Origin of the sequence: Undibacterium umbellatum, assembly GCF_014284125.1 — a bacterium.
Taxonomy (GTDB): domain Bacteria; phylum Pseudomonadota; class Gammaproteobacteria; order Burkholderiales; family Burkholderiaceae_D; genus Undibacterium; species Undibacterium umbellatum.
Window position 1 is genome coordinate 433,116 of the sequence record NZ_JACOFX010000001.1, and the last position, 12,829, is coordinate 445,944.

The window sequence follows — 12,829 nt, forward strand, 5'->3', positions numbered from 1 at the left end:
TACTATCTTTGCTGACTTGCCTGTACGAGGCAAGTGGGTAAAAAGCGACGCACTCCACCCCAATTAAACTGAGGACAGAGTGCGTTGCCAGTAGAGGCGCGATATTGCGCCCCAAGTTCAAACATACAAGCTGAATTAGAAATTCAGTGAACGCTTGTCAACTGCCAATGCTGCTTCTTTGGTTGCTTCAGACAGGGATGGATGTGCATGGCAAATTCGGGCGATGTCTTCTGCCGACGCCTTGAATTCCATCGCAACCACTGCTTCGGAAATCAATTCAGACGCCATAGGACCAACAATGTGCACGCCCAGGATTTCATCTGTCGTTGCATCAGCCAGGAACTTGACCATGCCTGAGGTATCACCCAAAGCACGAGCACGGCCATTCGCCATGAATGGGAAAGTACCGGCTTTATATGCCACACCATCTGCCTTCAATTGCTGTTCAGTGCGACCTACCCATGCAATTTCTGGTGATGTGTAGATGACCCAAGGGATGGTATTGAAGTTAACATGACCATGCTGACCAGCGATACGCTCAGCCACGGCTACGCCCTCTTCTTCTGCCTTGTGTGCCAGCATAGGGCCACGTACCACGTCACCCACTGCCCAAACATTTGCCAGGTTTGTTTTGCAATCACCATCAACAGCGATGAAGCCACGTTCATCGAGTTGCAGGCCCACTGCTTCTGCATTCAAACCATTGGTGTTAGGTGTACGACCGATGGAAATGATGAGCTTGTCGAAAACAGCTTTATGTTCAGCACCTTTATCGTCAGTGTAGTTGACAGTCACATCTTTGCCACCATTGACAATTTCACCGATCTTGACACCCAGATTGATGGATAGACCTTGTTTGACGAACAGCTTGTGCGCTTCTTTAGCGATTTGCTCATCCACAGCACCGAGGAAAGTTGGCAATGCTTCCAACACTGTCACTTCAGCACCCAGACGACGCCAGACGCTACCCATTTCCAGACCGATGACGCCAGCGCCAATCACACCGAGTTTTTTCGGTACTTCTGCGATCTTCAATGCACCATCGTTCGACAGGATAGTCGTTTCATCAAATGCAGCACCAGGCAATGCACGTGCATTCGAGCCCGTTGCCACGATGATGTGTTTGCCAGTGATGGTTTCTTCCATCTTGCCAGCAACCTTGATTTCATAAGCACCTGCATCGCCTTTAACAAACGAACCATGGCCGTGGAAGAAAGTCACTTTATTCTTTTTAAACAGGAACAGGATACCGTCATTGTTTTGCTTGACGATAGTGTTCTTGCGACCCAGCATTTTGGCAACGTCCAGGCCAAGGCCTTGTACATTGATACCGTGGTCAGCGAAAGCATGGCCAGCATGCTCATAGTGCTCGGAAGACTGCAACAGTGCCTTGGATGGGATGCAACCTACGTTAGTGCAAGTTCCGCCTGGAGCCGGGCCACCTTTTTCATTGGTCCATGCGTCGATACAGGCAGTAGAAAACCCCAGTTGGGCAGCACGGATTGCTGCAATATAGCCACCGGGACCACCACCAATAACGACAACGTCAAATTGTTTGCTCATGAAAATATCCTGATTTTGTGTATATGAATTTAGCGCTGAATCCAGCCATGACTTTAGCCGTGAAGTTCACTCTTCGCTTTGTGCTTTTCAGCTGTCTTCGGGGATGAATATCCAGGCCAGCAGATAAGCCACTACGCCGGCACCAAAGTAAAGACTGAAGAAGACAAACATCAAACGCCAGATCCAGGAATCCAGTCCGGTAAATTGTCCCAAACCACCACAGATACCACCCAGCCATTGGTCTTTTTTAGACCTGCGGAACTGGTTCAGATGGTTAAATCCCTGGCCTTGTTGATTGCCAGACGCAGAAGTGTCGCCGGTTGCCAGCAATCTGGCCTTGGCCTGTGCAAATTCTGCATCAGACAGGGCTCCTGCCTGATGCAGTTCATGCAGACGTTTGATTTCGTCAGCGATATTCACGAAATGATTCTCGCTTTGTAGGTTGAACCAGAATTACAGATCAAGCAACAGGCGTGCTGGATCTTCCAGCGCGTCTTTCATTGCCACCAGACCCAGAACTGCTTCACGTCCATCAATAATACGATGGTCATATGACATAGCCAGGTAATTCATAGGACGGATCACGATCTGACCATTTTCAACCACAGCACGGTCCTTGGTCGCATGCACGCCCAAAATTGCGGATTGTGGTGGGTTGATGATAGGTGTAGACAACATGGAACCGAAAGTACCACCATTCGAGATAGAGAAAGTACCACCAGACAAATCGTCCAGTGTCAGTTTGCCGTCTTTTGCCTTGGCACCAAATTCGCCGATTTTCTTCTCGATTTCAGCAATTGTCATTTGATCCGCATTGCGCAGAATAGGTACTACCAGGCCGCGCGGAGAACCAACTGCGATACCGATATCAAAGTAACCGTGATAAACGATATCATTGCCGTCGACAGAAGCGTTGATGATAGGGTATTTTTTCAATGCAGCAACGGCAGCCTTGACGAAAAAGGACATGAAACCCAGTTTCACGCCATGTTCTTTTTCAAATTTGTCTTTGTACTTGTTACGCAAGTCCATGACAGGGGCCATGTTGACTTCATTGAATGTCGTCAGAATTGCATTAGTGGATTGCGATTGCACCAGACGTTCAGCGATACGGGCACGCAAACGGCTCATCGGTACGCGTTCTTCAGGACGGTCACCCAGGCTGGCGATAGTCGGAGCAGCCACTTGTTGCAGTGCTGGCTTGCCAGCTGCAGGAGCAGCCAGAGGAGCAACTACTGGTGCTGCAGCAGGTTTGGCGGCTACGGCTGCCAGTGCATCACCTTTGGTAACACGGCCATCTTTGCCGGAACCGTCAACTTGTGCAGCAGTCAGATTGTTTTCTGACAGGATTTTCGCTGCTGCAGGCATCGCTACGCCAGCAGAAGATTTTGCATCAGCAGGTGCAGATGTGGCAGCAGCAACTGCTACTGGAGCAGCAGATACTTCCATAGGGCTTACTTTTGCAGATGCATCAGTATCGATAATCGCAATGATTTCGCCAGCAACGACAGTGCTGCCGTCGCCCTTGATGATTTGCGTGATCACACCAGCGTCAGGCGCTGGCAGTTCCAGTACGACTTTGTCGGTTTCCACGTCGATCAGGTTTTCGTCGCGGCTGACTTCCTGGCCAACTTTTTTATGCCAGGACAACAGGGTTGCTTCTGCGACAGACTCAGATAACTGAGGAACTTTTACTTCGATAATTGCCATTTTTTACTCTCCGATTCGGGTAGCCAAATGCGACATCAGCTTCAGATGTCGCATCGCGTCATTATTTGGTCAGGACAAAGCCTTTGAGTTTGGAAAATGCCGTTTCCAGCAATGCTTTTTGCTGTGCATAGTGCTTGTCATAGTAACCGACAGCTGGCGATGCACTGGCTGGACGACCTGCATAAGCAAGTTTTTGACCTTCTTCCAGGCTTTCAAAAATATTGTGCTGGATCTGGAACCATGGTCCCTGATTTTGCGGCTCATCTTGTGCCCAAACCAATTCCGCCATGTTCGGGAATTTTTTCAACTCAGCGACAAAGCTCTTATGCGGGAACGGATACAACTGTTCAACGCGGATAATCGCTGTATCAGCCTGGCCGCGCTCTTTACGGGCATTAACCAGATCGTAATACACCTTGCCTGAACAAGCGATGACGCGTTTGACTTTCTTCGCATCGATCTTCTCGTCAACTTCACCAATCACCGTATGGAAGCTGCCTTTGGCCAGATCAGACAATGGTGAACCTGCATCCTTGTTACGCAGCAAGGACTTCGGTGTCATGATGACCAGAGGCTTGCGGAACATGCGTATCATCTGACGGCGCAACAGATGGAAAATCTGGGACGCAGAAGTAGGCTGAACCACTTGCATATTATTGTCAGCACACAGTTGCAGGAAACGCTCAGGACGCGCGGATGAATGCTCAGGGCCCTGGCCTTCATAACCATGCGGCAACATCATGACCAGACCTGATGCACGACCCCATTTCACTTCACCAGAGCTGATGAACTGATCGATAACAACCTGGGCGCCATTGGCAAAATCGCCGAATTGTGCTTCCCAGATAGTCAGCGTATTTGGTTCTGCAGTGGAGTAACCATATTCAAAGCCCAATACCGCTTCTTCAGACAAGACGGAATCAATGACAGTGAATGGTGCCTGTTTATCAGAAATGTTTTGCAGAGGAATATAAGTGCCTGCATCCCAACGTTCACGGTTTTGATCATGCAAGACAGCGTGACGGTGAACGAAAGTTCCGCGGCCTGCATCCTGGCCTGTCAGACGAATAGCATAGCCGGAAGATACCAGGGATGCGTATGCCAGATGCTCGCCCATGCCCCAGTCCAGGTTCATATCGCCACGACCCATGGCTGCACGGTCACCCAGAACTTTTTCTACCAGGCTATGCGGCTTGAATCCTTCAGGCACGGTAGTAATGCGTTCTGCCAGACGCTTCAATTCAGTTGACGGTACTGCTGTGTCAGCAGCATCTGTCCATTTACGATTGAGGAAAGGAATCCAGTCAACAGCGTATTTGTTTTTGAAGTTGGAGATGACCGGATCATGGGTATGCTTGCCTGCATCCATTGCATCACGGTAAGCCTTGACCATCTGATCGCCGCCATCCGCTGGGATAGTGCCTTGCGCAGCCAACTTGTCAGCGTACATACGGCGTGTGCCTGGATGCTGAGCAATCTTCTTGTACATCAAAGGCTGTGTCAATGCAGGCGTATCTTGCTCGTTGTGACCAAGTTTGCGGTAGCAAATAATGTCAACGACGACATCCTTCTTGAATTCCATACGGTAATCCAGAGCGATCTGGGTAGCCAGGACAACGGCTTCTGGATCATCTGCATTGACGTGCAATACCGGTGCCTCGATCATTTTGACAACGTCGGAGCAATACAGGGTAGAACGTGAATCGCGTGGATCAGAAGTTGTAAAACCGATCTGGTTATTGATGACGATATGCACAGTACCACCTGTGCCGTAGCCGCGTGTTTGCGCCAGATTCAGGGTTTCCATGACCACGCCCTGCCCTGCAAACGCGGCATCGCCGTGTACAAGGATAGGCAAAACTTGTGAGCCATCTTTGTCGCCGCGACGATCCATACGCGCTTTGACAGAGCCTTCAACCACTGGATTAACGATTTCCAGATGGGAAGGATTGAACGCTAGCGACAAGTGCACCGGACCACCTGGCGTAGAAATATCCGACGAGAAGCCTTGGTGATATTTAACGTCGCCAGCGGGCAAGTCGTCACCATGTTTGCCTTCAAATTCAGCAAACAGATCCTGAGGCATTTTACCCAGGGTATTGACAAGTACGTTCAGACGACCACGGTGGGCCATACCGATAACGATTTCTTCCACACCGCGCTCACCAGCGCGCTGGATGGTTTCATCCATGGAGGCGATAAAGCTTTCGCCGCCTTCCAGGGAGAAGCGCTTCTGACCAACATATTTGGTATGCAGATAGCGTTCCAGGCCTTCAGCCGCAGTCAGGCGATCAAGGATGTGCTTTTTCTTTTCAGGAGAGAAAGATGGTGTGGAGCGTATCGCTTCCAGCTTTTGTTGCAACCAGCGCTTTTCTGTCGGGTCACTGATGTACATGAACTCAGCACCGATGGAACGGCAGTAAGTATCACGCAGGGCATTCAGCAGGTCGCGCAATGATGCAGTTTCTGGCCCGAAATAGGTATTGCTGATATTGAACTGTATATCCATATCGGCATCGGTAAAGCCATAGAAACTTGGTTCCAGTTCAGGAATACTTGGACGTTCCTGGCGTTGCAGCGGGTCCAGGTTGGCCCAGTGACTACCAAGAAAACGATAAGCGGCGATCAGTTGTTGTGCAGCGACGCGTTTGCGTCCCATTTCAGCGTCTGCAGTCGCATTGACTGTGCGTATCGGGCCTTGTTTGGCACGTTCAGCAAACGATGCAATAACGGGTGCGTGTGCGACGTCAGGTTTGGCAGAGCCGTCGACGGCAGGCACATTTTGCATGGCGTCGAAATACGCGCGCCAATTATCAGGAACAGAACCGGGATTATTGAGGTACGCCTCATACAGTTCTTCTACATACGGCGCATTGCCGCCGAACAAGTAAGAGTTAGCGTTATATTGTTGCATCATCTTGCTCACCTTTCTTCGCGTTTCGCGAGATTAGCGGGTTAATCTAACCTTCCGCGACACGGCCTGACCGGTTAGCGGATTGCACATCAAGTTGTGGGGAAGGGCTTAGTTCAAACTATCCTCGAGATCAAATCAAAAAACATGTTAATTGGATATGATTTTTGATTGGATCACGAAAGCTATCTGTGAAAATTACTTTCGTGGCGAAGCATAGCATAATTACTGAAGAAAAAAAAAGCGAGTCTTGAAGACTCGCTTTTTACAACAACATATAATAGCTAAAGATTAACGTTTATCTATCGCTGGCACATCACGTTTAGCTGCGCCAACAAACAATTGACGTGGGCGACCGATTTTTTGCTCAGGATCAGAAATCATTTCTTTCCATTGAGCGATCCAGCCTACTGTACGCGCCAGAGCAAAAATACCTGTGAACAATGCAGTTGGGATACCCAGCGCGCGTTGTACGATACCAGAGTAGAAATCGACGTTAGGATACAGTTTCCGGCTGACGAAGTATTCGTCTTCCAGCGCAATTTTCTCCAGTGCCATTGCCAGCTTAAACAATGGATCATCTTGCAGACCCAATTCTTGCAACACTTCATAGCAGGTTTCACGCATCAGTTTGGCGCGAGGGTCATAGTTTTTATAAACACGGTGACCAAAGCCCATCAGCTTCACGCCAGAGTTTTTGTCTTTGACCTGAGCGATAAAGGTAGGAATATTGTCGACACTGCCGATTTCTTCCAGCATGCTCAATGCAGCTTCATTTGCACCACCATGAGCAGGACCCCACAAGCATGCGATACCAGCAGCGATACAGGCAAATGGATTGGCACCAGAAGAACCGGCCAAGCGAACTGTCGATGTAGAAGCATTTTGCTCGTGATCTGCATGCAGGATCAGGATACGATCCAGAGCACGTACCAGCACTTCATTGGTTTTGTACGGTGCACATGGTGTAGAGAACATCATGTGCATGAAGTTCGCGCTATACGACAAGTCATTTCGCGGATACACGAAAGGCTGACCGATAGAATATTTATAGGCCATTGCTACCAGTGTCGGCATCTTGGCGATCAGGCGGATCGCTGATACTTCGCGGTGATGCGGATCATTGATATCCAGCGAATCATGGTAGAAAGATGCCAGAGCACCGACTGTACCGACCAATACTGACATAGGATGCGCATCACGGCGGAAGCCACGGAAGAAGAATTGCATCTGCTCGTGCACCATGGTGTGATTGGTGACGGTCGCAACAAATTCAGTTTTCTGCGCAGCATTTGGCAATTCGCCATTCAGCAACAGATAGCAGGTTTCCAGGAAGTCGCCGCCATTAACAGCCAGTTGCTCAATTGGGTAACCGCGATACAGCAATTCACCCTTGTCGCCATCGATATAAGTAATAGAAGAATTGCAGGCTGCCGTGGACATGAAACCTGGATCATAGGTGAACATGCCGGTAGAACCATACAATTTACGGATGTCGATGACATCGGGACCAATTGAGCCCTTGTAAATCGGCATTTCCAGGGCTGGTGAGCCATCGGAGAATGATAGGGTGGCTTTTGTTTCAGAATTTGTCATGGCTCTTCCTTCAGATAAGAGGTGAGTCGTTAATCAAAAAAACACAAAAATCAAATTGACTTACGCCGTTTGCAGGCGCAGCAATAATGCATGAACATGAGGCAGATCGACTTCGGCTTCGGCTTGTTTCTTGGCCATAATCAGATCCATTAATGTATTGTCTGGCAATTCCATCAGGCGGCTGAAGGCATCCACTTCCTCATCTGTCAGGGATTCTTCATTGGCATCCAGAAAACGCGTCAAGATCAAATCGTTTTCAAGCAAACCGCGCCTTGCCCGCCATCGCAAACGTGCACGCTTTACCGGGTCGTTTTGATGGGATATAGCTTGTGACTCAGACATAATTAATTCTCTTCCATACTGACTATTTCATGCGGCTCTCAGCTTACCTGGAAAACCGCATGAAATAGCAGCGATGCCCTGAGACATCGCTGATATGCAAACTGAACTGCAAACCTAGACTGCGAATCTAGATTACAGAATTAGACTGCGCGACGGACCATCAGTTCTTTAATCTTACCGATAGCACGGGTAGGATTCAGACCTTTAGGACAGACGTCCACACAATTCATGATGGTGTGGCAACGGAACAAACGGTACGGATCTTCAAGGTTATCAAGACGTTCGCCAGTTGCCTGATCACGTGAATCAGCAATGAAGCGATAAGCCTGCAACAAACCTGCCGGTCCAACGAATTTATCCGGATTCCACCAGAAAGATGGGCATGATGTAGAGCAGCATGCGCACAGGATGCACTCATACAAGCCGTCGAGCTCTTCACGTTCCGCAGGAGACTGCAGACGTTCTTTTTCCGGAGGAATAGAATCATTCATCAGGTAAGGCTTGATGGAATTGTATTGCTTGAAGAATTGCGTCATATCCACGATCAAATCACGGATGACAGGCAAGCCAGGCAAAGGACGCAAGACAATAGGCTCACTCAATTCATTCAGATTGGTGGTACATGCCAGGCCATTTTTGCCATTGATGTTCATCGCATCAGAACCACACACGCCTTCACGGCATGAGCGGCGTAGCGCCAAAGAGTCATCAACGTCAGATTTAATGCGTTGCAATGCATCCAGCAACATCTTGTCAGTGTCTTGCAGTTCTACGGTCAAGTCTTGCATGTAAGGCTTGGCATCCTTGTCCGGATCGTAGCGGTAGATTTTAAATTTTAATGTACGTGCCATATCGATATCTCTTTAGAATGTACGTGGTTTCGGCTTGAAGGGTTCTACGGTCAGTGGTTTGGTCACGACCGGCTTGTAGTCGAGGCGATTGCCTTCGGAATACCACAAGGTATGCTTCATCCAGTTAACGTCGTCGCGCTCTTCATAATCCCGGTGGGCGTGAGCACCACGGGATTCTTTACGGGCGGCAGCAGATGTAATCGTTGCTTTGGCTGTTTCGATCAGGTTATCCAGTTCCAGCGCTTCTACGCGCGCTGTATTGAAGACCTTGGATTTATCCTTGAAAGAAACATGCTTGCGACGTTCATCAAGCTCCATAATTTTCTTGTAGCCAGTTTGCAGCAATTCATCAGTACGGAAGACGCCGCAGTATTGCTGCATGCTGGCACGAATATCATTGGCAACGTCTTGCACACGCTCGGAACCAGTGCTGGTTTCCAGCTTGGATAAACGTGACAACGCGAGATCCGCTGCATCAGCAGGCAAATCCTTGTTGCTGCGTTCTTTGAGCTTGCTGGCAACAACATGGTTGCCTGCTGCACGACCAAACACCAGTAAATCGAGCAGAGAGTTAGTACCCAGACGATTGGCACCGTGTACGGATACGCAGGCGCACTCGCCGATTGCATACAGGCCATTGACGACTTCACTACCACCATTTTTAGGTGCAACAACCTGACCATGAATATTGGTCGGGATACCACCCATCTGATAGTGAATGGTAGGAACGACAGGAATCGGTTCCTTGGTCGCATCCACGTTGGCAAACTTGTGGGCGATTTCGAGGATTGACGGCAAGCGTTTTTGAATGGTGTCAGCACCGATGTGACGCAAATCCAGCATGACGTGATCTTTATTCGGACCACAGCCACGACCTTCTTTGATTTCCTGATCCATGGAGCGGGAAACAAAGTCACGTGGAGCCAAATCTTTGTAGGTAGGCGCATAGCGCTCCATGAAACGCTCACCCTGACTATTGATCAGAATACCGCCCTCACCGCGCACACCTTCTGTAATCAACACACCCGCACCAGCAACACCGGTTGGGTGGAATTGCCAGAATTCCATATCTTCCAGTGGTAAACCAGCACGCGCCGCCATGCCCATGCCATCACCGGTATTGATAAAGGCATTGGTGGAGGCAGCCCAGATACGACCTGCACCACCAGTAGCAAATATCGTGGTTTTGGCTTCCAGCATCATGACTTCGCCAGTTTCCATTTCCAGCGCAACGACACCCAGCACATCACCATCCGCATCACGGATAAGGTCGATTGCCATCCATTCAACAAAGAAATGGGTGCGGGCGCGCACATTGCGCTGATAAAGTGTATGCAACAAAGCATGACCAGTACGGTCAGCCGCAGCGCAAGCACGTTGCACAGCCTTCTCACCAAAGTTGGCAGTATGACCGCCGAATGGCCGCTGATAAATCGTACCATCAGCATTACGGTCAAATGGCATGCCGAAATGCTCAAGTTCGTATACAACTTTTGGCGCCTCACGACACATGAATTCGATCGCATCCTGATCACCCAGGTAATCAGAACCCTTGACCGTGTCAAACATATGCCAGTACCAGTTGTCTTCCGACATATTGCCGAGTGAAGCACCGATACCGCCCTGAGCCGCTACAGTATGAGAACGGGTAGGAAACACTTTCGACAGTACAGCAACATTCAGGCCAGCTTCAGCCAGTTGCAGCGAAGCACGCATGCCGGAACCACCAGCACCAATGATGACCGCATCAAAACGGCGGCTAGGGATTGTGGATTTAATTGCAGCCACTTTATACTCTCCACAAAATCTGTGCAGCATAGCCAGCACAAGCAATCAGCCACAGAATAGTGGCAACTTGAAATACCAGACGAACAAATACATTGTGCGTCACATAATCCATCCAGACATCGCGCATACCAACCCAGGCGTGGTACAGCAGGCAAACAACAACAGAGAATGTCGCCAGCTTGAACCATTGCATGGCAAATATGCCTGCCCAGCCAGCCTGATTGAAATTTTTACCTGTCAAAAACAAGCCCAGCAAAATGATGGTATACAGCGCCATCACGATGGCTGTTACGCGTTGCGCCAGCCAGTCACGCAAACCGTAACTCGCTCCCACGACCAGGCGCTTAGGCCCGATATTATTATTTGCCATTTAGAATACTCCGAACAATTTCAACGCAACCAATGCTGTCAGCGACAAACTGATCACCAAGACACTTACTGCAGATTGACGCGCAGTATCCTTGTTCAGACCATAGTGCAAATCCATGAACAAGTGACGAACACCCGCGCAGAAATGATGCAGATAAGCCCATGACAAAGCCAGAATAACCAGCTTGACAAAAACACCAGATGTCAAAGCCTGCAATTCAGCAAATGTCGACTCTGAAGTCAAACTCTTATCTAGCAGGTACAAGATGAATGGCAACAACAGGAACATCAGCATTCCACTTGCCCGGTGCAAGATGGAAACGAAGCCTGCTAGCGGCAACCGGTAACCGGTCGCATCTATCAAGCGCATGACACCAAAGCGTGGCTTGGCTCTTACTACTTCAGACATAAATAATCTCCCCATTAACTAGTCTGTACATAAACCTTGCAATTTTCGCTCATTTTGGTGCATTGCACCAACAAAATTCGGCGCAATTTACAAAATATCGCTATCTTAAACCTAAAGCTCCGCAGGCGCAGAGCACGCAAACACACGTCCACAAGGTCAGGACACGTCGAACAAAAAAAACGGTCGGCGTATCTGATTTATTGATTTAGCTCAATTCATTCCTGTAATGGTGATTCAAAGTCAAATACAAACCTCGACGCAACTCTACCGGCTTATCGCCGTAAGTAAAGGAAACACGCTCAACATTAAGCAAAGGCATACCCACACCAACACCCAATAAACTTGCGACCGCCTCATCTGCACACACCGCGCGGATTTGTTCAGAAGCCCTTATCATGTGCGTACCAAATTCCGTTTCAAACAGACCGTACATAGGGCCCTTGTATTCATTCAGGCGTTCGACCGTCAAACCTTTGAAGATGGAGCCAGGCAACCACAGGTCATCAAGAATGGTAGGAACACCAGAAAAGGATTGGACGCGGCGAATAAAAACAACGGAATCACCAGATTTGATGTCCAGCAGACGCGCCACTTCTGCTGGCGCGCGCATGCGCTTGACTTCAATGATGCGGTTCTCGGGATAATGTGGCACACCCTCATCAGGCGCCAGTCGCAAAAAACGGAATTGCGAACGCGCCTCGTGGTGGGTAGCGACAAAAGTCCCCTTCCCTTGCCTGCGCACGACCAGGTTCTCTGCTGACAACTCATCAATCGCCTTGCGCACCGTACCCTGGCTGACTTTGAAACGACTAGCCAATTCCATCTCACTGGGAATCAACTCACCTGGCTTCCACTCACCAGATTGCAGACTCTGGGTAATCAGCGCTTTGATCTGTTGATATAACGGACTGAAGGTAGGTGAAGCATTCAAGGATGAGGCTGAAGAAGCACCAACCCCGGCACCTGAAGCAGTTGGTACAACAGTCGGATTATTCGCGGTTGATATGATAGAGTTCATAGACTGCAATTTCACCACAAAACCACCCACCACGTCCAGAACAAACTACTAAGTGATATGTCTTATATAAGACATAAGATATTGATTGACACTTAGCCCTGCACGACCTAAACTCCCGTACAAATAGTTGGCGTCAGCATCAAGCCAGCACCAGCTATCAATCTGTCACGCACAGCTGTCACACCAAGCAATATAGTTCGAACGCTTTCAATGTAAAGGACGAAAACATGTTTGCAGCGGATTTTGGCTGACTGACAGGGCTTTCAACGGTA

The 12,829-nt window shown here is 49.1% G+C and carries 11 protein-coding genes; all 11 read right to left on the minus strand.

The window, feature by feature from the left end:
* Window positions 1-135: 135 nt before the first annotated feature.
* The 11 genes from lpdA to H8L47_RS02105 all read right to left on the minus strand — a co-directional run bounded on the left by lpdA (window position 136) and on the right by H8L47_RS02105 (window position 12,557).
* The gene (gene lpdA, locus H8L47_RS02055) at window positions 136-1,563 is read right to left on the minus strand and encodes a dihydrolipoyl dehydrogenase (protein ID WP_186951570.1); all 1,428 of its coding nucleotides are present in this window, start codon (window positions 1,561-1,563) and stop codon (window positions 136-138) included.
* Window positions 1,564-1,650: 87 nt separating this feature from the next.
* A complete protein-coding gene (locus H8L47_RS02060; protein WP_186951571.1) occupies window positions 1,651-1,983 on the minus strand; it encodes a PspC domain-containing protein in 333 nt (110 codons plus the stop codon).
* 33 nt (window positions 1,984-2,016) lie between these two features.
* A complete protein-coding gene (gene odhB, locus H8L47_RS02065; protein WP_186951572.1) occupies window positions 2,017-3,273 on the minus strand; it encodes a 2-oxoglutarate dehydrogenase complex dihydrolipoyllysine-residue succinyltransferase in 1,257 nt (418 codons plus the stop codon).
* Window positions 3,274-3,334: 61 nt separating this feature from the next.
* Window positions 3,335-6,190, minus strand: coding sequence for a 2-oxoglutarate dehydrogenase E1 component (locus tag H8L47_RS02070; RefSeq protein WP_186951573.1), 2,856 nt, complete (start codon window positions 6,188-6,190; stop codon window positions 3,335-3,337).
* A gap of 285 nt (window positions 6,191-6,475) precedes the next feature.
* Window positions 6,476-7,780 carry a citrate synthase gene (gene gltA / locus H8L47_RS02075; protein ID WP_186951574.1) on the minus strand — a complete coding sequence of 435 codons (1,305 nt, stop codon included), beginning with the start codon at window positions 7,778-7,780 and terminating at the stop codon, window positions 6,476-6,478.
* Between the two features lie 60 nt (window positions 7,781-7,840).
* Window positions 7,841-8,122, minus strand: a complete 282-nt coding sequence (locus tag H8L47_RS02080) for an FAD assembly factor SdhE (RefSeq protein WP_186951575.1) — start codon at window positions 8,120-8,122, stop codon at window positions 7,841-7,843.
* A 140-nt stretch (window positions 8,123-8,262) separates the two neighbouring features.
* Window positions 8,263-8,973, minus strand: coding sequence for a succinate dehydrogenase iron-sulfur subunit (locus H8L47_RS02085; RefSeq protein WP_162041574.1), 711 nt, complete (start codon window positions 8,971-8,973; stop codon window positions 8,263-8,265).
* A gap of 12 nt (window positions 8,974-8,985) precedes the next feature.
* Window positions 8,986-10,761, minus strand: coding sequence for a succinate dehydrogenase flavoprotein subunit (gene sdhA / locus H8L47_RS02090; protein WP_186951576.1), 1,776 nt, complete (start codon window positions 10,759-10,761; stop codon window positions 8,986-8,988).
* A gap of 1 nt (window position 10,762) precedes the next feature.
* Complete coding sequence (sdhD, locus tag H8L47_RS02095) at window positions 10,763-11,131, minus strand: succinate dehydrogenase, hydrophobic membrane anchor protein (RefSeq protein ID WP_186951577.1); 369 nt, start codon at window positions 11,129-11,131, stop codon at window positions 10,763-10,765.
* On the minus strand, window positions 11,132-11,539 hold the full coding sequence (sdhC, locus tag H8L47_RS02100) for a succinate dehydrogenase, cytochrome b556 subunit (protein ID WP_186951578.1): 408 nt from the start codon (window positions 11,537-11,539) through the stop codon (window positions 11,132-11,134).
* Between the two features lie 205 nt (window positions 11,540-11,744).
* Window positions 11,745-12,557, minus strand: coding sequence for a GntR family transcriptional regulator (locus H8L47_RS02105; RefSeq protein ID WP_186951579.1), 813 nt, complete (start codon window positions 12,555-12,557; stop codon window positions 11,745-11,747).
* Window positions 12,558-12,829: the final 272 nt, after the last annotated feature.

What these genes read in the sequence shown, in the direction of transcription:
- lpdA (WP_186951570.1), bottom strand. Translation starts at nt 1,563, where the DNA reads ATGAGCAAACAATTTGACGTTGTCGTTATTGGTGGTGGTCCCGGTGGC.
- odhB (WP_186951572.1), bottom strand. Translation starts at nt 3,273, where the DNA reads ATGGCAATTATCGAAGTAAAAGTTCCTCAGTTATCTGAGTCTGTCGCA.
- H8L47_RS02070 (WP_186951573.1), bottom strand. Translation starts at nt 6,190, where the DNA reads ATGATGCAACAATATAACGCTAACTCTTACTTGTTCGGCGGCAATGCG.
- gltA (WP_186951574.1), bottom strand. Translation starts at nt 7,780, where the DNA reads ATGACAAATTCTGAAACAAAAGCCACCCTATCATTCTCCGATGGCTCA.
- H8L47_RS02080 (WP_186951575.1), bottom strand. Translation starts at nt 8,122, where the DNA reads ATGTCTGAGTCACAAGCTATATCCCATCAAAACGACCCGGTAAAGCGT.
- H8L47_RS02085 (WP_162041574.1), bottom strand. Translation starts at nt 8,973, where the DNA reads ATGGCACGTACATTAAAATTTAAAATCTACCGCTACGATCCGGACAAG.
- sdhD (WP_186951577.1), bottom strand. Translation starts at nt 11,131, where the DNA reads ATGGCAAATAATAATATCGGGCCTAAGCGCCTGGTCGTGGGAGCGAGT.
- sdhC (WP_186951578.1), bottom strand. Translation starts at nt 11,539, where the DNA reads ATGTCTGAAGTAGTAAGAGCCAAGCCACGCTTTGGTGTCATGCGCTTG.
- H8L47_RS02105 (WP_186951579.1), bottom strand. Translation starts at nt 12,557, where the DNA reads ATGAACTCTATCATATCAACCGCGAATAATCCGACTGTTGTACCAACT.